General features: G+C 44.7%; 21 protein-coding genes. 10 read left to right on the forward strand and 11 right to left on the reverse strand.

Features of this window, described 5'->3' with window-relative positions; translation table 11 throughout:
• Positions 1–371 precede the first annotated feature (371 nt).
• From D0C36_RS22795 to D0C36_RS22815, 4 genes are all read left to right on the forward strand, one after another.
• On the forward strand, positions 372–2,354 hold the full coding sequence (locus D0C36_RS22795) for a CHASE3 domain-containing protein (protein ID WP_117394040.1): 1,983 nt from the start codon (positions 372–374) through the stop codon (positions 2,352–2,354).
• 512 nt (positions 2,355–2,866) lie between these two features.
• On the forward strand, positions 2,867–3,085 hold the full coding sequence (locus tag D0C36_RS22805; protein WP_117394042.1) for a hypothetical protein: 219 nt from the start codon (positions 2,867–2,869) through the stop codon (positions 3,083–3,085).
• Positions 3,086–3,257: 172 nt separating this feature from the next.
• Positions 3,258–4,442, forward strand: a complete 1,185-nt coding sequence (locus tag D0C36_RS22810) for a GAF domain-containing sensor histidine kinase (RefSeq protein WP_117394043.1) — start codon at positions 3,258–3,260, stop codon at positions 4,440–4,442.
• 66 nt (positions 4,443–4,508) lie between these two features.
• Complete coding sequence (locus D0C36_RS22815) at positions 4,509–4,883, forward strand: response regulator transcription factor (protein ID WP_117394044.1); 375 nt, start codon at positions 4,509–4,511, stop codon at positions 4,881–4,883.
• A 135-nt stretch (positions 4,884–5,018) separates the two neighbouring features.
• Here the strand turns inward: D0C36_RS22815 and D0C36_RS22820 are convergent, their stop codons facing one another.
• Entirely contained in the window at positions 5,019–5,453 is a 435-nt protein-coding gene (locus tag D0C36_RS22820) for an alpha-amylase domain-containing protein (protein WP_117394045.1), read from the reverse strand.
• Positions 5,450–6,103: a PQQ-dependent sugar dehydrogenase gene (locus D0C36_RS22825; protein ID WP_117394046.1), complete on the reverse strand. Its 654-nt coding sequence runs from the start codon at positions 6,101–6,103 to the stop codon at positions 5,450–5,452. The genes D0C36_RS22820 and D0C36_RS22825 overlap by 4 nt, the downstream gene beginning before the upstream one ends.
• A 181-nt stretch (positions 6,104–6,284) precedes the next feature.
• Here D0C36_RS22825 and uvrA point away from each other — a divergent pair, with 181 nt between their 5' ends.
• The 3 genes from uvrA to D0C36_RS22840 all read left to right on the forward strand — a co-directional run bounded on the left by uvrA (position 6,285) and on the right by D0C36_RS22840 (position 9,855).
• A complete protein-coding gene (uvrA, locus tag D0C36_RS22830) occupies positions 6,285–8,807 on the forward strand; it encodes an excinuclease ABC subunit UvrA (protein ID WP_117394047.1) in 2,523 nt (840 codons plus the stop codon).
• Complete coding sequence (locus tag D0C36_RS22835; RefSeq protein WP_117394048.1) at positions 8,804–9,289, forward strand: DUF4385 domain-containing protein; 486 nt, start codon at positions 8,804–8,806, stop codon at positions 9,287–9,289. The genes uvrA and D0C36_RS22835 overlap by 4 nt, the downstream gene beginning before the upstream one ends.
• A gap of 146 nt (positions 9,290–9,435) precedes the next feature.
• Positions 9,436–9,855 (forward strand): response regulator, encoded by a 420-nt coding sequence (locus tag D0C36_RS22840; protein ID WP_117394049.1) that lies wholly within the window; start codon positions 9,436–9,438, stop codon positions 9,853–9,855.
• A gap of 248 nt (positions 9,856–10,103) precedes the next feature.
• On the opposite strand, the gene D0C36_RS22845 is transcribed toward D0C36_RS22840, so the two are convergent.
• The 5 genes from D0C36_RS22845 to D0C36_RS22865 form a co-directional block, all read right to left on the reverse strand.
• Positions 10,104–10,379 (reverse strand): hypothetical protein, encoded by a 276-nt coding sequence (locus tag D0C36_RS22845; protein WP_117394050.1) that lies wholly within the window; start codon positions 10,377–10,379, stop codon positions 10,104–10,106.
• 83 nt (positions 10,380–10,462) lie between these two features.
• A complete protein-coding gene (locus D0C36_RS22850; protein ID WP_117394051.1) occupies positions 10,463–10,906 on the reverse strand; it encodes a hypothetical protein in 444 nt (147 codons plus the stop codon).
• Position 10,907: 1 nt separating this feature from the next.
• Positions 10,908–13,646 carry a DNA ligase D gene (gene ligD / locus D0C36_RS22855; RefSeq protein WP_117394052.1) on the reverse strand — a complete coding sequence of 913 codons (2,739 nt, stop codon included), beginning with the start codon at positions 13,644–13,646 and terminating at the stop codon, positions 10,908–10,910.
• A gap of 4 nt (positions 13,647–13,650) precedes the next feature.
• Positions 13,651–13,824: a DUF3606 domain-containing protein gene (locus D0C36_RS22860; protein WP_117394053.1), complete on the reverse strand. Its 174-nt coding sequence runs from the start codon at positions 13,822–13,824 to the stop codon at positions 13,651–13,653.
• 61 nt (positions 13,825–13,885) lie between these two features.
• Entirely contained in the window at positions 13,886–14,068 is a 183-nt protein-coding gene (locus D0C36_RS22865) for a DUF3606 domain-containing protein (protein ID WP_117394054.1), read from the reverse strand.
• Positions 14,069–14,299: 231 nt separating this feature from the next.
• Between D0C36_RS22865 and D0C36_RS22870 the strand changes: the two genes are divergently transcribed.
• The gene (locus D0C36_RS22870; RefSeq protein WP_262512214.1) at positions 14,300–14,512 is read left to right on the forward strand and encodes an FAD/NAD(P)-binding protein; all 213 of its coding nucleotides are present in this window, start codon (positions 14,300–14,302) and stop codon (positions 14,510–14,512) included.
• A 12-nt stretch (positions 14,513–14,524) separates the two neighbouring features.
• Positions 14,525–15,097: a hypothetical protein gene (locus tag D0C36_RS22875; protein WP_117394055.1), complete on the forward strand. Its 573-nt coding sequence runs from the start codon at positions 14,525–14,527 to the stop codon at positions 15,095–15,097.
• 187 nt (positions 15,098–15,284) lie between these two features.
• On the opposite strand, the gene D0C36_RS22880 is transcribed toward D0C36_RS22875, so the two are convergent.
• From D0C36_RS22880 to D0C36_RS22895, 4 genes are all read right to left on the reverse strand, one after another.
• A complete protein-coding gene (locus tag D0C36_RS22880; protein WP_117394056.1) occupies positions 15,285–15,656 on the reverse strand; it encodes a response regulator in 372 nt (123 codons plus the stop codon).
• Positions 15,657–16,335: 679 nt separating this feature from the next.
• Positions 16,336–16,593: a helix-turn-helix transcriptional regulator gene (locus tag D0C36_RS22885; RefSeq protein ID WP_158557183.1), complete on the reverse strand. Its 258-nt coding sequence runs from the start codon at positions 16,591–16,593 to the stop codon at positions 16,336–16,338.
• A gap of 89 nt (positions 16,594–16,682) precedes the next feature.
• Positions 16,683–16,952, reverse strand: coding sequence for a helix-turn-helix domain-containing protein (locus tag D0C36_RS22890; protein ID WP_117394058.1), 270 nt, complete (start codon positions 16,950–16,952; stop codon positions 16,683–16,685).
• An 88-nt stretch (positions 16,953–17,040) separates the two neighbouring features.
• Complete coding sequence (locus D0C36_RS22895; protein ID WP_117394059.1) at positions 17,041–17,886, reverse strand: SOS response-associated peptidase; 846 nt, start codon at positions 17,884–17,886, stop codon at positions 17,041–17,043.
• 376 nt (positions 17,887–18,262) lie between these two features.
• Here D0C36_RS22895 and D0C36_RS22900 point away from each other — a divergent pair, with 376 nt between their 5' ends.
• Positions 18,263–20,134, forward strand: coding sequence for a glycoside hydrolase family 97 protein (locus tag D0C36_RS22900; RefSeq protein ID WP_117394060.1), 1,872 nt, complete (start codon positions 18,263–18,265; stop codon positions 20,132–20,134).
• The last annotated feature ends 27 nt before the right edge of the window (positions 20,135–20,161 follow it).

The raw sequence follows: 20,161 nt of genomic DNA on the forward strand, positions 1-20,161 counted from the left end.
TTTTTGCTTCAAAGCATGTTGGCCAGTCTTTTCGCTTAGTCCTTGTTGGCCTAAACCCGTTAACAATTAACAGGTGTTAATAGCGGCTAGCTCGAGCCTGAAAAATTTCTTTAAATAGGCATCCTGCTTCGTGCAGAAAATGCAATCAATGTATCACAATATATTCCGTACTATCATTTTTGAACCTTGCGTCAACAGGCAAATTTTGAGTTACCAAATTCCTACATTTTTACTTAACAGTTTTTTTAAAAATGCTGGTAAATATTATTTCGCCTGTGCGGTAAGAACCTGGCATGCTTGAGAGGCTATTGGCTTTTGGGTCGATTACAGAGTTAAAAAAATGATATCTTTATCGTTTAATTCTACCTTACATGATCAACAGCTTTGACCGTAACCTCCGCCTGGGTTATGGTTTTTCTATAATTGTCCTTATCACTGTCAGCCTGGTCTCCTGGCTCACTTTAAATAGTTTGATCAATTCCAATAGAGCAGTCGTGCACAGCAGCGAAGTCATGCAAAAGCTTGAGCAACTTTTATCTACAATGAAAGATGCGGAGACAGGGCAGCGCGGCTATCTGCTGACCGGACAGTTAAAATATCTTCAGCCTTTTAATGGCGCTAATAAACAAGCAGCCTACCTAGCCGTTGAGATCAGGGGACTAACTGCAGACAACCCTGTCCAGCAAAAAAACCTTAAGGAAATCGAAAGCATTCTTCGCCAAAGGCTCAACATCTTCCAGCAGCTCGTCGTAAAAAAACAGAATAGTGCGACAATCTTGTCGGATGATCTGGAAGCAGGAAAAGCCGCTATGGATGCTTTGCGAAATGCGGTCCGAAAAGCAGAATATGACGAGCGGATCCTATTAAAATCACGCCAGGAACGTTTTGGACAGTATACCGACCTGGTACCTCCATTTATACTTTTTGCACTGATCATGGCACTTGGTATTACTTTTTACTCTTACCGCAATGTAACAGGGCAAGTCACCGAACGCGAAAAGCTGCGCCGAAATCTCGAGCAAAGTGAAGAGGAAACTCAAGCGCTGAACGAGGAACTAACCGCCGCAAACGAAGAGATCACCGCTGCCAATGAAGAGTTAACATCGATCAACGAAGAACTCGCAGAGGCGCGTGACGAACTGGTAGCGGTCAATGAATCACTCGAAGTTCGCGTTACACAGCGCACGCAGGCTTTGCAAAAAAGCGAGCAGGAAACCCAGGCGCTGAACGAAGAGCTGATGGCCATGAATGAAGAGATCACTGCCACAAACGAGGAATTGCAATCAGCTAATGAAGAACTACGGCAGGCAGATGAACGCAGCGCAAAACTGGCGGCTATCGTTGAATCATCAGACGATGCCATTATTGGTAAGGACCTCGATGGAATTATTACCGCCTGGAACCGTGGTGCGGAGATCATTTTTGGTTATCGGGAAGAAGAGGTGATCGGCGGTCCCATATTAAAGCTGGTGCCTGCGCATTTGCATCATGAAGAACCGCTGATCCTTGATCGTTTACGCAAAGGTGAAAAGATAGACCATTACGAAACTATCCGCCAGACAGCAGACGGCCGTCAGATCAATGTTTCACTTACCATTTCCCCTATCAAAGATAAAGAAGGTAAGGTGATCGGTGTATCAAAAATCGCCCGCGATATCACTGAACAAAAACGCGATGAAGAACGTAAGAATGATTTCATCGGCATGGCCAGTCATGAATTGAAAACTCCGCTAACCTCCATGACCGCTCTGGTGCAGGTGCTGCAACAGAAACTGAAGGACAGCACTGACCCATTCATTCCCCAGGCATTAGCAAAAACTGCGTTACAGGCAAAAAAAATGGGTAATCTGATCAACGGTTTCCTCAACGTGTCGCGCCTGGAATCCGGCAAACTAGAAATCGTCAAAAATCGTTTTGAACTTTGCGGGCTGATAGACGAATATATAGATGAAATGAGACTGACCGCTAGCAGCCATAAGTTCATATTTGAGGATCGAACATCCATTTTTGTGGACGCAGACCGGGAAAAAATCGGTTCAGTCGTTTCCAATCTGCTTTCCAATGCAGTGAAATATTCGCCTAAAGGGGAACTTATCACCATCAAGTGTCAAACCGCCGGAGTAGAAGCACAATTTAGTGTGCAAGATGAAGGTTTAGGTATTCGCGCACAAGACAAGATCAAGATTTTTGACCGCTATTATAGAGCAATAGGCGAAGGCACTAAAAACATTTCCGGATTCGGCGTAGGACTATACCTGAGTGCTGAGATCATCGAACGCCACGAAGGCCGTATCTGGGTAGAAAGTGAAAACGGAACCGGATCAACTTTCTTTTTTTCCTTACCTATAGCTTAGGAAATTCTTGCCGCAGACATTTTTTTAAATCATAGAAGTAACAGATGCGTGCAAGGAGCACAATTATGCATTTGCGTTCATTACTTAAAATTATATTGTCCAAGCATTGCTAATTCAGGCCTTATAACAAATCTGTAATGTATGTAAAAAAAAGTGCTGCAAGGACAATTGCTTGAAGATTTTCAAGACTTCAATATTTTAAAGTCCCTTTCCTGGTAAGACGACCAAACGCTAAAATGAAGATCGGTCTTCCGTTGCCTAATCCGTTCAACATTTAATATTACCGCCTGATAAATCTCTTCGTAATATGACTGAAAACTTTGTCCTCCCGGCTTCCGGAACACAAAAACTCCGTCGTCCAAGCGCAGATTGTTTCCGTGTTTTGGCATTTTTGCTTTAATAAATAGATTCCATTAGTCATGTTGGGCGCTGGATAATCCTAAATGATTAAAACTATTAGGAATGCAATCTGTTAAAAAACTGAAAAACAGTTGGTTACACCAATAAAAACAATGGCAACGGACAGGATATTTGCAGTGGCCTATTTACGAGCCGTTGAAAAAAAGAACGGCAAATTCTTTGCTGCAAATAAGTTTGACATCATGGATTTTGTAAGTCTCAAGGGCAAAGCGATAGTCACCGTCCATATTACTAATGATGCAATGCCCGAAAACATCATCTATGAGATAGAGACAATGTTTGGAGGGATTAAAATTCGTTTTGTGGGTTGAGGTCGTACAAGGGCAACCTTAATACCTTCACCAGTGCCGCCAGAAAGCGCCAAAAGTCGGTTCTAAACTTTCGGTTATCTTCGGACACTCAGGGCCTTTATTGGTGTTAGTGTCCCCTATAGATGAGTAAATTAAGCATTAAAAATTTATTAAAAAACGTAGTTTTGTGTAAATGCCACAAAAACAGGAACTCGATTTTTCAGCTGACGTTGCCGCAGTACAACGCATCCCGGTCATTGATGAATTGCTTAGCATCATTTGCCGCACGACCGGTATGGGCTTTGCAGCAGTAGCCCGTGTCACCGAAGATCGCTGGATCGCCTGCGCGACCCATGATGAGGTGAATTTTGGATTGGAGCCCGGAGGCGAATTAAAAGTGGATACCACCATTTGTCATGAGATCCGTCAGCACCGGGACGCCGTAGCCTTTGACAGTGTTCTAAACGACCCGAGGTATGCCGATCACCACACACCCAAGATTTATGGCTTAAAAAGCTATATCTCGGTGCCTTTATTTTTGAAGAACGGGCATTTCTTTGGTACCCTTTGCGCAATTGATCCCCAATCGCACCGCGTGAACAACCCGGAGACCCTAGGCATGTTCCGTTTTTACGCGGAACTGATCGCCTTTCACCTCGACGCGATCGACCGCCTAGAACGTTCGGAAGCACGATTGGCCGAAGAACGGCAGATAGCAGAGTTGCGGGAGCAGTTTATCGCAATACTGGGACACGACCTGCGCAACCCGGTCGGCGCGATCAATAATGTTGCGCAGCTGATGCTGCGCATGCCGCTCGATGACCGTATGCGACGCCTCGCGCACATTCTGCGGGACTCTTCCTTCAGAATGCGGGAGCTGATCGAGAACGTACTCGATTTCGCGCGCGGAAAACTTGGGGAAGGAATCATCCTGGACCGCCAGGATGTCAGCCTGGACGAACCGATCCGCTTAATCATCTCTGAACTGGAACTGTCCTGGCCGGAGCGTAAGGTCGAACTGGAGTTGCAGAATGATCTGATGGTCACAGTGGACGTTAAGCGTATCATGCAGCTGTTTTCTAACCTGCTCAGTAATGCCCTGACCCATGGGGCCAAAGACCAACCGGTAGTGGTATCAGCCAAAGTCGATGACAAGCAATTTAGTTTGTCGGTCTGTAATGCCGGGCAGCCGATACCTGAGGTTTTGCTCAAGAACCTCTTCCAGCCTTTTTCCAGGGGAAAGATCAAACCGGGGCAACAGGGATTGGGCCTGGGCCTTTTTATCGCGGCCGAGATCGCGAAGGCGCATAGCGGCGAACTTGCTGTTAGTTCTAATGACGAAGCGACCTGCTTTACCCTTACGATTCCGTTAGGATAATTTATTGGTACATTATTTGTCTTTAATTACTATCCGATAGCCCCTAACCGGCCACCGGCCGGCAGTATGGCACAAGAAAAGGTTCGCAAAGCGTTAGTGGTTGACGATGATCCTAACATCCGTGATATTATCATGATGGTACTCGACATGGAAGGGTATGTCGTCACAGGCCTGGATAACGGTCACCAGGTCATGCAGATCGCCAAGCTGGAACATCCTGATATCGTGTTGTTAGATGTCATGCTGGGCGATGCCGACGGCCGTGACATTTGCCGTGCCCTGAAGACTGACCCGGCAACTGAAGCGATCCCAGTGCTGATTGTTTCCGCTACGCACGGGACGGCTGACCTAAAAACCAGCAGTTGCGGCGCGAACGACCACTTGGCTAAACCTTTCGATATCCGGGAGCTAATTGCCCGGGTTAAAAAACTGGCGGCCTGAAACGGGGAAAAATTGCCACATTTTATACAATTGATCGTGAATAAACTGGATCAAAACCGGATGCAAACCGTATTGCATTTAAAAACCGGTTGACAGCGTTCCTATTAAATTCTTCGAACAGTTTATTATTTTAAATTATGGGTATTCTTTCAAGCCCCAAACAGAAACCGAACCGGCCTGAACCTTAAATTGCGCCCAGCCATCTTCATTAATCCTTATTTCCTCATTTATTTTATTTAAAAGATCGATAAATACTTTGCCCGCAAAATTACTGCCCAGCTCCATATTTTTGGTACCAGCGTCGCCATTAAAAATTAGTACCGCGCAACCAGAGTTTTGATGTTCCTCGTTGCCGATTCTCGTCCATCCGATGCAATTCGGATGGTCGAAATAATCGTGTTGCTCACCATAAGCTAAATGCTTACGTGCATATAATAAAGCCTCCATCTCATCCACATTTTCTAAGGTAACTTTATGGTCTTCACCGTCTCCGCCCTTATCTTTATACTTTGCGCCGTATAGGTCTGTATAGAAAACACAAGGATAACCATCTGCACGCAGCAGGATCAATGCAGCCCGCGCGCGAAAATGCGGCGCCCGGTGCCATCGGCATTCATGACCAGTAGGGTAGCATTTTGCTGGTTAGTTTCCCCGCAATCATTGCAATCACTCCCCACCGTCATGTACAATTTACCGTCTTTTCCAAAAGCGATCATCCGGTTGTTGTGCTGGCCGCCATCCGGAAGGTCGCTTAACAAGGTGGTCGTATCTGTCACCATGCAATCCGCTGAGATCTTCCCGCGTTTTAAAGCTTTGCTGGATACCAGGTACAACCATCCTTCGTGAATCGTAATACCGTGAACGTCATTGAACTGAGACCATACCGTTTTCAGGTCATCCATTTTCCCGTCGCCGTCTTTATCAGATAATAATAAAACGTCTCCGACATCCCGTCGGGTAACATATATACCACCGTTGGCGGCTAAAGCCATCATTCTCGGCTTGCCAAGGCCGGAGGCTACGACAGACACCTGCATCCCTGCCGGAACCTTTAATTTAGAGGTCATTGACTGTTTGAAATCCAAATGTGCGGGATAACTGGTATTGACCGTTGCTGTGGTAGGCGTTTCTGACGGGAGGCCTTTCTGCGCTTTACTTGTGATTGCGGATAACATCAGGGTAAAGGCTGTTATCCCGCTAAGTATCTGTATTGATCGCATATCAATTTAATATGAGTGAGTTGATTTTAAGTGATTCAGTTTTTGTAGGTGTTATAGATCAACAACAAAGCGGCCGAATAGATTTAACCTGATTGACAATATTTACCTCATAATAAAATTCAATTTCAGCGCACATTTTTTATACATAAAAACTTAGCCAGCTATTTCCCGTTTAAATTGCATGTCTAAAAGAAAAACCGACCTTTCCGGCTTTGTCCGGGTGCGCGGCGCACGCGAGCATAACCTAAAAAATGTGAACCTGGACATTCCACGTGATGCGCTGGTCGTGTTTACAGGCATATCCGGTTCGGGAAAATCTTCACTTGCCTTTGGTACGCTATACGCCGAGGCGCAGCGCCGTTACCTGGAATCGGTATCTCCCTATGCCCGCCGTTTGTTCAATCAAATGGCCATCCCGGAAGTAGACGAGATTGAAGGCCTGCCGCCGGCAGTTGCCTTGCAGCAGCAGCGTGGTGCGGTAAGCACAAGGTCATCAGTTGGCAGCGTCACTACCTTATCTAATTTACTACGGATGCTGTACTCACGCGCCGGGGATTATCCTGCAGGTCAAGGGATCATCTACGCCGAGTCATTTTCGCCTAATACACCTGAAGGTGCCTGCACCGAATGCCATGGGCTGGGATGCGTATATGAGATCACGGAGAAAACAATGGTGCCCGATGAAACGCTTACTATTCGTGAAAAAGCGATTGCCGCCTGGCCTTCCGCCTGGCAGGGACAAAATCAACGGGATATCCTGACCACCATGGGTTACAATATTGATATTCCCTGGAAGGACCTGCCCAAAAAAGACCGTGATTGGATCCTGTTTACAGAGGAACAGCCGGTAGTGCCGGTCTACTCCGGTTATACGCACGAGGAGATCCAGCGCTTTATCAAAGACAAGCGCCAGCCTGATTATATGGGTACGTTCACCGGTTCACGACGCTACGTCAGGCATACGTTTGCGAATTCGCAAAGCGCGCTGATGAAAAAGCGGGTCAGCCAGTATATGCTGAGCAGCGAATGCCCGCTTTGTCAAGGCAAGCGACTTAGGCAGGAATCTTTATCCATAAAATTTGCAGGTTATGATATTGCAGAACTATCAAGGCTATCGCTGGATAAGCTGGCAGCTATCTTCGGGCCTTACGCCAAGGGCGAGGCCGCCGCTCTAAGAAAAATGGCAGCTGCACATCCGGAAAAAGTAGTGGTCGCCAAACGCATCGCGGAAGACTTTGTCGCACGTTTGCAGGTAATGCTTGACCTTGGATTGGGTTACCTGACCGTAGAGAGAAGCACGCCGACTTTATCCCCGGGTGAATTACAGCGGTTAAGGCTGGCCACTCAAGTACGCTCCAACTTGTTTGGAGTGGTGTATGTTTTGGACGAGCCATCGGCAGGTCTGCATCCCGCCGATACCGAAGCACTTTTACGGGCTTTGGATAAATTGAAAGCTTCAGGCAATTCCTTATTCGTGGTCGAGCATGAGATCGATGTGATCCGTCACGCAGACTGGATCGTGGATGTTGGCCCCGCAGCCGGCGAAAAGGGCGGGCATATTTTATATAGCGGCCTGCCGGAGGGCTTACGGAATGTCAAAGAATCTTTGACCCGTCATTATATTTATGAGGATGCGGTTAAAGGTTTAAGTGATCCGCGTATCGCTAAAGATTGGTTAAAACTGGAAGGGATCAGCCGAAATAACCTTTTAAACCTGAATGTATCCTTTCCTTTGAGCGTCTTAACGAGTGTGACCGGGGTATCAGGCTCTGGTAAGAGCAGCCTCGTCAGTCAGGTATTGGTGGAACTGGTAGCTGAACAGCTCGGTTTACAGGTTGATATAACCGGAGATACAGAGGCTGATCCACTGGAACAAACCGAAGTATCAACCACAGGGGGCCGTATCGTTAGCGGAATGAAAGCGATCAAACGATTGGTGGTGGTTGACCAAAAGCCTATAGGGCGCACGCCGCGTTCCAACCTGGCCACCTATACAGGTCTGTTCGATCATGTACGAAAATTATTTGCGGCAACGCCGGCAGCTAAAGCCCGTAAATTCGATGCCGGGCGTTTTTCATTCAATGTAGCAAAAGGCCGGTGCCCGCATTGTGAGGGAGAAGGAATGGTCATGGTGGAACTCTTGTTCCTGCCGAGTGTATATACGCCTTGCCCGACCTGTGGCGGTACCCGCTATAACCCCAAAACACTGGAAGTGCAGTATAAAGACAAGAATATTGCCGAGATACTGGGACTGACCGTTGATGAAGCTGCCGATTTTTTTGATGAAGAGCCTGCTATCAGCCGGGCATTAGAAGTAGTCCGTGAAGTGGGTTTAGGATACCTGCGACTGGGACAGCCCGCTACTGAACTGAGCGGCGGCGAGGCGCAGCGCATCAAACTGGCTACTGAATTACAGCGAGGGCAACACGGCCAAACCCTTTATATCCTGGATGAACCGACTACCGGCTTACATCCATCGGACGTGGAGCGTTTGCTTCTGCAACTGAACCGCCTCGTTGATGCCGGAAATACAGTAATATTGGTGGAGCATGACATGGAGGTAATTGCTGCAAGCGACTGGGTGATCGATATCGGTCCTGGTGCAGGTGAAGCAGGTGGCAAAATTGTAGTCGAAGGCAAACCAGCGGATATCATTACAAACAAGCAAAGCCGGACGGCTCCTTATCTGGCAAAACATTTATGAGAAAAGATTCGCCATCATACTTAAATTTCAATAATGGAAAATACGCCTGGAAACCAGATATCGATTACCGTAAGCACCCCGAACAATACCGGGTAGGAAAAGGAGAACAGGGCGTATTGATCTGTGAACCTTATAAGAGCGAGATCGGTCAGAACTGGCGTTTTAAAACCGAGGCGATCGCTGTCGAAAGCAGTGATAAGATCTACGCTCAGTTTTTGGATTATCTGGCAAGTAATAATTTTGTTGGTGCAGATATGGCGCGTAAGTATCTGCAAATGGGTTACACCCGGGCCCGGCGATACGCCAATTACAAGGGTGGCCGTAAATATGACGCGGAAAACAATTACGCGTTATTAGAACGCGGCACGGGCGAGGATGAAAAGGCGAAAGCTGCCGCGATCTTCTATGCCAAGTGGAAGGCTGCGGAGCATGATCAAACCTATGCCGCCATGAAAACAGAATGGAAGAAAATTCGAGGTTAATCACTTCTCTTCCAGTCAGTTAACAAAAATATCAATCCCTCCATTGCTGTAAAAGCGATATTGACAAATAAATCTTTATTTTGGTTGCCAGTCGTTCCGAATGACTTTCTTATCGACATTACCTTCAATTTTAAGTTGAATAACTGATGGAAAATAAACGGCCAGCAGATATTTATGTGGTAGACGATCGTCCGATAGATAACTTAATATCCAAATTGCTTTTTAAAAAATTCGATCCCGACATGGTGATCGATGAGATCAATGACGGGCCGACTGCCTTGAAACAACTGGCGGATATAGCCGCCAACGAACCTTTTTTTTTGCCTGATTTTATATTTTTAGATCTGAATATGCCTGGGATGGATGGATGGGAATTCATGACTGAATACAAACACTTAGGTATTGACAACGCGAAGAAAATCCAGATTTATATACTTTCTTCTTCATTATATCGACAGGATATTCAGCAATCTGATAACAATCCATTAATCGCCGGTTTTATCAGTAAACCGCTAACTATGGCAACAATTAAAAGTATACTTCAGCCATTCGATGCCGTGGAATAACGGAAACGAATACGTCAGATGACCTGAAACTATCTTTACATTTTATTTTTTTCACGCCGAAACATATATGACTCTGTCAACATGTATCTTCTAGAAGTTTGTTTTACAACCTTTATAATTATGCATTATTAGAACAGGGATTGGGATAAAAAGAAAAGGCAGCGTTCTTTTATACGTCAGATGAGAGACGGCTGAACATAATCAATAATACATCGCCATAAAAACAGACTGGAAGAAAAAACACGCGGTTAATCACTGCTCTTCCAATCAGTAAGCAAAACAGTCAGTCCTGCCACAGCTGTAAAAGCGATATTGAACAGCAGCGCTTTTTTTGTACGGTGAAAGGGTTTAAAAAATGTCTGTAAAGCGAACTGACCGATATTGAACGGATCTATCTTGCCATGTGTCTTAAAGGGAATCATTCCTTTGATCGCGACAGGTTGTTTGGTCAGTGCCACATAGGGCAAAAGAACCAATGCTTCCGCTGCGTAGATACGCTTTGCAGTCCTGTCCAGCTTCAACAAACTTGGTAACGTAAGTAACGCTCCGACAAGTGCGTAATCGATAAGTGAATGCTGTTTGCGGTAATTGTTTTTTTCATGCTGATCTATTTTTTTCGTAATACTTTGATGATAGAACCAGCTACAATGCCACCAAAAGTGTACCAGGCAACGGTCATTACTTTGGTCGCTGTCGTACGGGTGACCGGGGCATCGCTAAGGCCCAGGGGTTTGGTCAGTGTTAATGCTCCAACACCGGCTGCCAGCCCGCTTATGGTGCCGATCCACGGTAGTTGTTTCTTTTTACCAAAACCTATCAGGCTATAATAAGCCGCGTTGCTTAGCAGATCGGCAGCCATGGTCGCTGCAAATAATTTATCACCGGTAGGCGCCTCGATTCCTGCCGTCTCCTGGCCTTTAGACAATGCTTCTTCGCCGACGAGATCAACTCTGGGCGCCTCGTGTACGAATTCCTTAACGACCTGGTGAAGGATATTCAATGCTACCGCACCGGCGATACCGCCGATAATACTGCTTATTAAACTTTTCATGTTATTTAAATGTGGCCTGCGCCTTTTTTAATGTTTTCTCCAGATCGATACCTTCGTCTAAGACACCTTTAAAAAGGTCACCGGTCTCTTTGAGGCGATCCAATGCATTGTGAATATTAAAATGCTGTATGGTCAGGCCTGGCTTGACCTCGTGCCAGCTTAGCGGCATAGAAACGGTGGCACCTGGCTTTGGCCGCAGCGAATAAGGACCTGCTATCGTTGCACCCGGCCGGTTCTGTAAATAATCAAGGTACATCTTCCCTTTGCGGGCGGCGATGCTGCGTTCCAGACTGGTGTAATCCGGGATCTGTTCATGTACATGTTTAACAATGATGTTGGCAAATATTTGTGATTGCTGATAACTATATTTGCCACCCAGCGGAATATAAATGTGCATGCCTGTCGAACCGGAGGTTTTTGGATAGCTCGGTACATCGATGGCATCAAGAATCTCTTTAACGAGGCGTGCGGCTTCGACCACCTGGTCGTAAGTATGTTTATCCGGGTCAAGGTCGATCACGCAATAATCCGGGTTATCAGGTGTCTCCGCCCTGCTGAACCATGGATTGATCTCGATACAGCCTAAAGAATTCATCCAAAGTAAACTTGCTTCGTCGGTACCGACCAGATACTTGGTAATCTTTCCTTCATCTGTTACATGATCGAATGTTTTCGCCCAGTCCGGAGCTTTATCGGTCACGTTCTTCTGGTAAAAGCTCTGCCCGTGTATCCCACCGGGAAATCTGTTCAGTGACATGGGCCGGTCCTTAAGGTATGGCATCATGTATTCACCTACCTTGTAATAGTAATTCAGCATGTCCCCCTTGGTGATGTTATCCTCCGGCCAGTAAAGTTTGGTAACGTGATTGAATTTAAGGTCATAGCCGCAAACCTTTTTCGTTTGTGTGTCTTCGGTGGGATTAAGCAGGGTTTTACGTTCCGTGCTCTTTACAGGCTCCAGTTTGAGGTTGGTCTTATTAGATGAAGCGGTCGATCTTTTAGATGATGTTTTCGCCGTTTCTTTTTCTGCCGGCTTTTCGGCATCCTTGGCCCCCGCTACGGTTTCTTCCGTATGTGCTGCTTTTTCCAGCACCACATCCTTTGCATTCTTATCCGTCCGCATACCTTTAAAGGATGCCTGCCGGAAAACGCCGTCACTCGTGACCTCGGCAAAACCGACCTCGCAAACCAGTTCCGGTTTTAACCAGGTAGGCTTTGCGCCCATACGTTTCGGGCGGAATCGTGTCGGTTTATCGACATCCACTTCATAATCGAATGGGCTATTATCTGTAATGAGCGGCTTGAATTGCGCCATCATTTCTTTTTGCAATTTATCCGAAAATCCGGTACCCACTTTACCTACGAACTGGAGGTCGCCTTTTTTATCGTGGACGCCCAGGATCAAAGCACTAAAAAATTTGCCGGTGCCTTCGTTCTTTGTATAACCTGCGATCACGACTTCCTGACGGCGCTGCACTTTTACTTTCAGCCATTCTTTGGAGCGCAGGTCGGATGTGTAAACACTATCTGCCTTTTTGGCGATGATGCCTTCCAGGCCCATACGCTCTGCCGCAGCAAAAAACTCGATGCCGTTCGCATCGAATACTTTGCTTTGCCGGATGTGCTCGTTATCTGTTGGCAAAATCGATTGCAGAATAGCTTGTCGCTCGATCAGCGGCAGTCCCATCAGGTTTTTGCCTTCATACCAGAGAATATCGAAAATGTAAAAGACGAGGTTGCCATCGGCTTCACTTCGCCAATTCTGCATCGCACCGAAATCAGAGATCCCTTTTTCATTCAGCACTAACAACTCGCCGTCGAGTACGGCATTCATATTCCATTGCTTCAGCGCATTGTTGATCGGGTAATATTTTTCAAAAGGAAGGTTATTGCGGGAAATGAGTGTTACTTCGTCTTTCTGTATATTGGCGATAGCACGGTAGCCGTCCCATTTGACCTCATATAGCCAACCAGGTTTATCAAAGGGTTCGTCAACCAAGGTTGCTTTCATCGGTTTGATATTCACCGGAACTTTAGCTTTCGGCGCAGATTTCAAGATGGATTGCGTATCGATCTCCGGTGCTTCTTCGGTTTCTATTTCTTCCGCCAGATCTTCGTCGGGCACAATGTCTTCTTCATGGCCGTTCTGCCAGACCTTTTCACTCGTTTTTGCCATTTGATCGATGGTCTTGCCGGAAAGCACGGACTTATCTTTTTTGGTGATGTCCTTATCCGTGGCGAACTCATCCTTGTGTTTGATCATCAGCCAGCCATTCTCGCCCATACCATGAGTTTTTACCAGCGCAAATTCCCCGTTAAGCTTCTCGCCATGCAGTTTGATCTTCAGCTGGCCCGAGGCCAGCTGTTTCAATAAATGTTTTTCCTGGGTCTTCTTCCCCTTGATCGGTTCAATTGGCTCGTAGGTGCCCTCGTCCCAAACGATCACGGTACCACCACCATATTCGCCCTTTGGAATAATGCCCTCGAAATTCAGGTAATCAAACGGATGGTCCTCGACCATCATCGCCAAATGTTTTATCTTGGGGTCCAGGCTCGGGCCCTTGGGAACTGCCCAGCTTTTTAATACGCCATCCATTTCCAGCCGAAAGTCATAATGCAGCCTGCTTGCGTCATGTTTTTGTACGACGAAGATCAGATGATCTTTATCCTTGCTTTTGCCGGCTTTAGGTTCCGGGGTCTTTTTAAAATCCCTTTTTTTGGCGTATTCGTTCAGGCCCATGGCGTTATTTTTTAAGTTGGCGTTTAACGTCCGGAGCTGATGTACCTGCAGCGTTTACCGCAGCGTTTATTTTTGCTTGTGAGACCTTAAATTCTTGCGACCAAAATTCCAAAGCGTAAGGATCATCAACATCTACTGTTCGGTCATCCGGGATCAGCTTCTTATTTCTTCGATTCATATCATGTATGATTTGACAACAAAGCCCCTTTCGGGGCTTGTTCGTTTATGACCAGTTTCGGCTATTTTTTCTTTTTTTCGGCTAGATATTTCTCGATCACTTTACGATCGTTAGAGCCGGTGGCTCTCTTTGCCCCGACCAGCGCCTGCGTGCTGATGCCCAATTTCTGGGCTTCATACTTTAACTCGTACTTTTCGCCCGAGTTCACCTTTTTTCGATCTGTATTCACTCCCTTGGTTGCCATAATTATTTTATTATGTAATTTATTTAATTACAACATCACAAGAGGATGATGGTTTTAACTATATATTGGTCGATCCGGATGATGAGCCGAACTGCTACGGCACCACAGTAATAAATCTGATCAGGTCCGATGTGATTATTTCGCATTGGTTTTAAAGAATTTTTGTATTTGTTCACTTCCAGAACATTACACAGACGTAAACGTTCTTCAATCGATCAATTGCAACCTCCATTGAAAAACAGTAAACGAATAGCCATACTTGGCGGCGGGCCAAGCGGCCTTTTTATGTTCAAACGCCTTATTGAATCGGCCAACACGAATCTGGACATTACCATATCTGAACGCAAAAATAAACTTGTTCCTCGAATGCCTTACAGCAGCGATGGTGCAAAGATTTGTCCCGGATTAGTAGAAATTTCAAAAAACTTCATTTTTTACTATTGAAAACCTAACCGAATGGGCCGACAAAAAGATCTTTTGCATTGGATCAATCAACAACACGCAGGGCAAATCATCCGCAAGACCAATACACCGTATGTCGATCATTTAAAAGCCGTGGGACAAATGGCCTCGATCATTCCTTACGGTTATGAGATCGGACTCTGCCACGACCTGTTCGAAAAAACCAAAAACACAACAACTACGCTCAGTTCAGCGCTTTCCGTTTATGGTTATAACACCGAAGAAATTGGCTTTATCGTTCATGCGGTGACAGAACTTACGACTGTATTCACGAAGAGAGCTTATCCCCACCTGAATAAAAAGACCAGAAAAAAATTAGAAGCAAAAAGGCTTGTCGGAATCAGTAGCTCGGCTCAAACGGTTAAGTATGCAGATCTCGCTTATAATATAAGTTGGATGCTGAAGCATCAGCGAAAAGACTTACCAGCATATCTTGAAAAAAAACGCTTACTGGTATTGGACATGACAGAAGGTATAGATTTATTGCGCACCCAGGTGTTACAGATAATCAACGAAGCAGTAAATAGTACAAGATGTACTAATGTAGACAAACACAATCGAGAATAGAAATAACCAGTATCAAGTACCACGAAACCAACCTTATATAGATACGTTCAACATAGGCCCTCGCAGCTTAAAAATCCTAAGTGTAAAATAATTGCGCTTGTTGAAAGTAGCTATAGATTTTTATTGGGCGAGTCTCCAACGATTAATCCAATAAAGATTTCTATATTCCTAGTTCTGGAAATGACTTCTATTTAATAGCATCTCTTAGCTTTATTGAACTTAATGGTTTTACAAAGTATTCAGAAATCCTGGGATGGTTGCTGCCTCTTAAATAATCATTATTAAACAACGAGGTGGTAATAATAAATATTTTGGTTTTGCGATTAGCGTCAATGTCAAGAGAATCAAGAGTGTCTAGAAAGTTCCATCCATCCATTACCGGCATATTCAGGTCTAAAAATATGTAATCAGGGGCATCAGCTGTTTTTAAGTAATCGATAGCCGAGTTGCCGCTATTAAAACATGTTATTTTCGCTTCAGGAGAGATTTTATTCAGCATGCGGCTGATTATAAAGTTATTGACACTATCGTCATCAATGAGGCAGACATTCTTATTCATAATTCAAAAGATGCGCCGCTAAATTAAAATTAAATTTCAAGCTTTAAAAAATAAATTAATAGTGGAATTTAATGTATCAATTTATACTATTAATTAATACACCTAAGTGGCGATAAAAGATTTACCCTGAGCGTTTAAAAAATAGAAAAACCCGGCACCACGCACATTGGCTACTTAGGTTTGTATTTATCTTTTTAGCTTTTCTAATCGGCTGTGGAAAAATATTTGATATAAAAACATAGTCCTTATTTAGGAAAGCAAGGAAGAGATAAGCTTTTAATAATACCAGCTGTGTATGAAATTTCTCAAAAGCAAAAGCCGCTGCCTCGCGCACCGGCTTTTTTAAATTAATGAGTTATTTAATTTTTTAAGATATGTATATGACTAATGTTCAAAAGAAGATTTTGTTTTGTTGCCTTTATCGATTTGACCCACTACCATCAAAGCCGAGAATGGATTAATAAAAGGAGAGCTAAGGCTTTAACTATGTAGCCAAATCCGATCCAATTATATAAACCAATCTGTTTTGTCTTTCCACCATTCACAGCGTATTAATCTTATTCCTACACTTACAAATCCGGTGAAGATGGAAGGAATACGGCACATTCAAACGCGTTAGAAGCAATTATTTAATCTGCTAAATAGGGATTCTATAGAAATCGGATTGAGTTGTTCCAGATTAACTAACACCTGTTATACTTTTTAGTATGTCTCTCGGATCTACGTTAAGGGCGTCACATACCTTGAAAAAATCCGAAAGAGTCAAACTTTTAGATCCTTCTTCGATTTTCACATACTCTTCAGTTTGATAGCCGATGGATATCGCCAGCTCATCACTCGTCACTCCTTTTTCGACGCGAATTAGTTTGATTTTGGAAATCAGGCTCTCTACAAATACTTTAGCCTCATACCTTAAGTTTTCATTCATTTCAGTCATGACAACATACATTACGAATCTCTTATTTAAACGTAAAATGGCCGACAAATGTTAAGGGAAACAACGGTTAGAGAAGATGAAATTACGCCTTATTTAAACCATTTTGGAGTATCATCGAAATCTAGAATTTCTGAGATTTTTACGCCCAGCACTTTACTGATGACAAATAAGCTTTCCAGTTGCAAGCGCGTATGCCCCTTCTCGATTTTAGAATAAGCATTTTGCGAAACACCCAATGCATCGGCGATGGCTTGTTGAGGAATTTTTTTAACCGTTCTGATTTGCTGGATGTTTGAAATGGCTGCAGCTACTAGGTCTTTAGCCTTAGCATTTATTTTGGAGGTATTACGTTTTTTCATTTAATCAGCAACATTATTCAAAGCAAATGCCATGATGGCGCTTTTTATCGAAATTCACTCCCATTCTCATACCATGGATCCGGCTCATTCAAGAATAAGCAAATACCTCCCCGGCAGGCCAATGGTCAAACAACAGTTCTTCCGCTGAATCTAAATAAGTCATATCAAGTGGCAATAATTCGGGGTAGTCACGCGGCCTGACTTCTCCTGATGTGCGATAATCCGGATCTACCGTACATAAGTCAAGCATACGCGACGGGACTTGGGTCCGGGCAATTTCGTTTAAACGATCTTCGGAGGGTCTGCCCAGCAACCATTCGTAGGCCAAATCTTCAGTTAAGATTGTCGGCATGCGAAGTTTGGAATTATGAACCTGCCTCATCAAGGTGTTGGCCTCGGTGATACCAATAGCTACCGTATTAACAAATTCACTTGTTTCAGGATCCAACCATTCATTATAAAGGCCTGGCATAAAAAAATATTCATGACCTTTCAGGGTAATAAAGTAAGGGTATTTGATGGTTTCTTTAAGCAACTGACCCTTCTTGCCGATCTTTGGAACATGACGGCTCTCAACTATTCCTGTAGACAGTACAAGGCAACGACGGTTCTTTGCTGCGTCCGCCCACATAGAGCGTTTGCCATCTTCCTTCACAAAGAGGTTTTCAGATTTAAAATTAAGGGTGGTGTATTTTCTGCGAAATAAAAGCGCTTCCTCACGGGTTTTGAGATACCCCGGGACATATCCCCATTCGGCCTGAACGATCTCAAAGCTTTTTCCATCCTCTGAGGGAACGAGGATCGCACATGGGGCATAGTTGAAACCATTGTGTAAGCCAACATTCAGAAAGTTGTAATTCCGTATGGCCTTCTCAATACCTTTTAATCGAATAAACTCGGCCCGGGTGACCTTTTGTCCGTTGTAGTAACACATGCCTGATTCCTCCTATGCTCACGAAGATAAGCAGCAATCGCTTTACCTGCAAGTTCCGCTTCCGACTGCCGGCCTTCAGGTACGGACGTCCAAAATTTCACATTTTCAGAGCTTTTGGCTATTGTAATACTTAGCGGCCTTCGTCTGCTATTGTAAACGACATGGAAGATTCGGGCTGACTTGACAATATGCTCAGTCACCTGAGCCGAATCAGCACCAATATCAACGGAAAACGCTTTCGGATCATCCATACTCAAATATACTAATATAATTAGCAATCATCTAATAATTATTTTAAGAAAACCAGCTGCCTTAACAACACATTTCCCAAAGACTATATTTTATGTCAAGACATTTTAAACGTCTATAATTGTCTATGAAATTCAGCGTATTAATTGTCATTATTTTCTTTGCGGCCAATTTGAGTCAAGCAAATAGCAGAATCTGCGAAGGTCGCAGTAATTTGAAGCCTACAAAATTTCCACTGGTGATCAGTTCGCCAGACAACAAGTTACGGTTGACATTGAGTTATAGCAACCACAACGGATTAATGTATTCGTTGATAGCCAGGTCTAAATCATTGATCGTTAACTCGCGGATGGGCGTGAGTGGCACCTGTGTCAAACCTGATCACTTCATGCGCCGGTCAATCAGGTCAGTTTGGAAACCTGTCTGGGGAAAAAGAGCCAGCGTTTTAGAGCAGTATAACGAGCTCGCAATGGACCTCAAAGCATATAAGATCATAGTTAGAGCGTATGATAATGGCGTAGCCTTCAGATACGAGTTTCCCGAGCATCATGGAATGACCGATCTTACGCAATTTAAGTTCGGAGGCAATTATACCGCCTGGTATTACAATGGAGAGCATGCGAATATCGGGCCGGAAAGATTAGTAGATTGCGACACCATTCGTCTGCCGGTCATGACCATCAAGGCAGATGTCAACAATTATTTGGCTATTCACGAAGCGGATCTTTCGGCGGGTGAGCCCTTGGTACTCAAATCCCAAAAAGGCCAAACCCTATTTACCGTCGCTTCTAAACCTAACAGTGCATGGAAGGTTATCATGCATGGCAACAAGCCCGGCGAATTGGTTGATTCCCATTTGATAGAATTATTAAATCCACCGCCACCGGAGAACGCTGACTTTTCATGGGTTAAACCCGGGATAGCCGTTTGGGACTGGAGGATTGCAGGTGCGCAAGTCGATGGATTTAAGTATGAGATGTCACTACCCTCATGGAAAAGAATGGTCGACTTTGCTGCTGAAAATCATATTCAGTACCTGGCGCTAGACGCTGATTGGTATGGCCCCGAATTCGGAAAAAATTCTGACCCGCTTAAAGGGGGTAAAGTAGCCCAGGTCCATGATATCATCGCTTATGGAAAAGCAAAGGCTATTGGGATCTGGCTTTATCTAAATGATGTGGGTGGCAGGGAGTTTCCTATTGAACAAACTTTAAAACAATATCACGATTGGGGGGCTGCCGGCATAAAATATGGATTCATGTCCGGTAGTCCGGACGAAAAAAACAAGCGCACACGCATGATTACTGCATTGTGTGCCAAATACCAGTTATTATGCGATTTTCATGACGGCCCTATACACCCTTACGGCCAGATGCGCACTTATCCTAATGCGGTAACCCGTGAGTATTGCCAGGCACAACTTGATGGCGTTACCGCTCTTGAACCAAGAACTTTCGTTACCTCAGTATTCGTTAACATGCTCGCGGGGCCGCTGGATATGAACAACGGTCTTGCTGACCTAAGCCAGAAGGGCAGAACACATGCACCTGACTACGCAACAAATACCACACTGGTAGCAGAAGCGGCCCGTACGTTAATCACCTTTTCCGGTGTTACGGTTATCCCTGATATACCGGAAAGTTACCGAAAACATCCTGAGATTCTAAAATTTATTGGTGCACAAAGAATGCCATGGCTTGAAAGTAAAACGCTAATGGGCGAAATAGGCGAGTACATTGTTATGGCGCGCCAGGCTGCCGATAAAACCTGGCTCATTGGCGTAGCGACCAATGAAAACGCACGGGAACTGGACATCCCGCTTTCCTTTTTAAGTCCAGGGAAGTTTAATGCATTGATCATTCAGGATGGTGAAGATGCGGATTATCTTACGATTACCGAGAGTTATAAGACATCGTATAGGATAGTTGATCGACAGGATAAGTTGCATGTTAAACTTGCGCATGGCGGTGGTGCATGCATTATTCTGATGCCGATGTAATTTGAGAATGTAAAAATTGTTACATTA

Source organism: Mucilaginibacter conchicola (assembly GCF_003432115.1).
GTDB lineage: Bacteria > Bacteroidota > Bacteroidia > Sphingobacteriales > Sphingobacteriaceae > Mucilaginibacter > Mucilaginibacter conchicola.

Excerpts from the sequence above, each read along its gene's own strand:
- D0C36_RS22795 (WP_117394040.1), top strand. The coding sequence starts at position 372 with ATGATCAACAGCTTTGACCGTAACCTCCGCCTGGGTTATGGTTTTTCT.
- D0C36_RS22805 (WP_117394042.1), top strand. The coding sequence starts at position 2,867 with ATGGCAACGGACAGGATATTTGCAGTGGCCTATTTACGAGCCGTTGAA.
- D0C36_RS22810 (WP_117394043.1), top strand. The coding sequence starts at position 3,258 with ATGCCACAAAAACAGGAACTCGATTTTTCAGCTGACGTTGCCGCAGTA.
- D0C36_RS22815 (WP_117394044.1), top strand. The coding sequence starts at position 4,509 with ATGGCACAAGAAAAGGTTCGCAAAGCGTTAGTGGTTGACGATGATCCT.
- D0C36_RS22825 (WP_117394046.1), bottom strand. The coding sequence starts at position 6,103 with ATGCGATCAATACAGATACTTAGCGGGATAACAGCCTTTACCCTGATG.
- uvrA (WP_117394047.1), top strand. The coding sequence starts at position 6,285 with ATGTCTAAAAGAAAAACCGACCTTTCCGGCTTTGTCCGGGTGCGCGGC.
- D0C36_RS22835 (WP_117394048.1), top strand. The coding sequence starts at position 8,804 with ATGAGAAAAGATTCGCCATCATACTTAAATTTCAATAATGGAAAATAC.
- D0C36_RS22840 (WP_117394049.1), top strand. The coding sequence starts at position 9,436 with ATGGAAAATAAACGGCCAGCAGATATTTATGTGGTAGACGATCGTCCG.
- D0C36_RS22850 (WP_117394051.1), bottom strand. The coding sequence starts at position 10,906 with ATGAAAAGTTTAATAAGCAGTATTATCGGCGGTATCGCCGGTGCGGTA.
- ligD (WP_117394052.1), bottom strand. The coding sequence starts at position 13,646 with ATGGGCCTGAACGAATACGCCAAAAAAAGGGATTTTAAAAAGACCCCG.
- D0C36_RS22860 (WP_117394053.1), bottom strand. The coding sequence starts at position 13,824 with ATGAATCGAAGAAATAAGAAGCTGATCCCGGATGACCGAACAGTAGAT.
- D0C36_RS22865 (WP_117394054.1), bottom strand. The coding sequence starts at position 14,068 with ATGGCAACCAAGGGAGTGAATACAGATCGAAAAAAGGTGAACTCGGGC.
- D0C36_RS22875 (WP_117394055.1), top strand. The coding sequence starts at position 14,525 with ATGGGCCGACAAAAAGATCTTTTGCATTGGATCAATCAACAACACGCA.
- D0C36_RS22880 (WP_117394056.1), bottom strand. The coding sequence starts at position 15,656 with ATGAATAAGAATGTCTGCCTCATTGATGACGATAGTGTCAATAACTTT.
- D0C36_RS22885 (WP_158557183.1), bottom strand. The coding sequence starts at position 16,593 with ATGACTGAAATGAATGAAAACTTAAGGTATGAGGCTAAAGTATTTGTA.
- D0C36_RS22890 (WP_117394058.1), bottom strand. The coding sequence starts at position 16,952 with ATGAAAAAACGTAATACCTCCAAAATAAATGCTAAGGCTAAAGACCTA.
- D0C36_RS22895 (WP_117394059.1), bottom strand. The coding sequence starts at position 17,886 with ATGTGTTACTACAACGGACAAAAGGTCACCCGGGCCGAGTTTATTCGA.
- D0C36_RS22900 (WP_117394060.1), top strand. The coding sequence starts at position 18,263 with ATGAAATTCAGCGTATTAATTGTCATTATTTTCTTTGCGGCCAATTTG.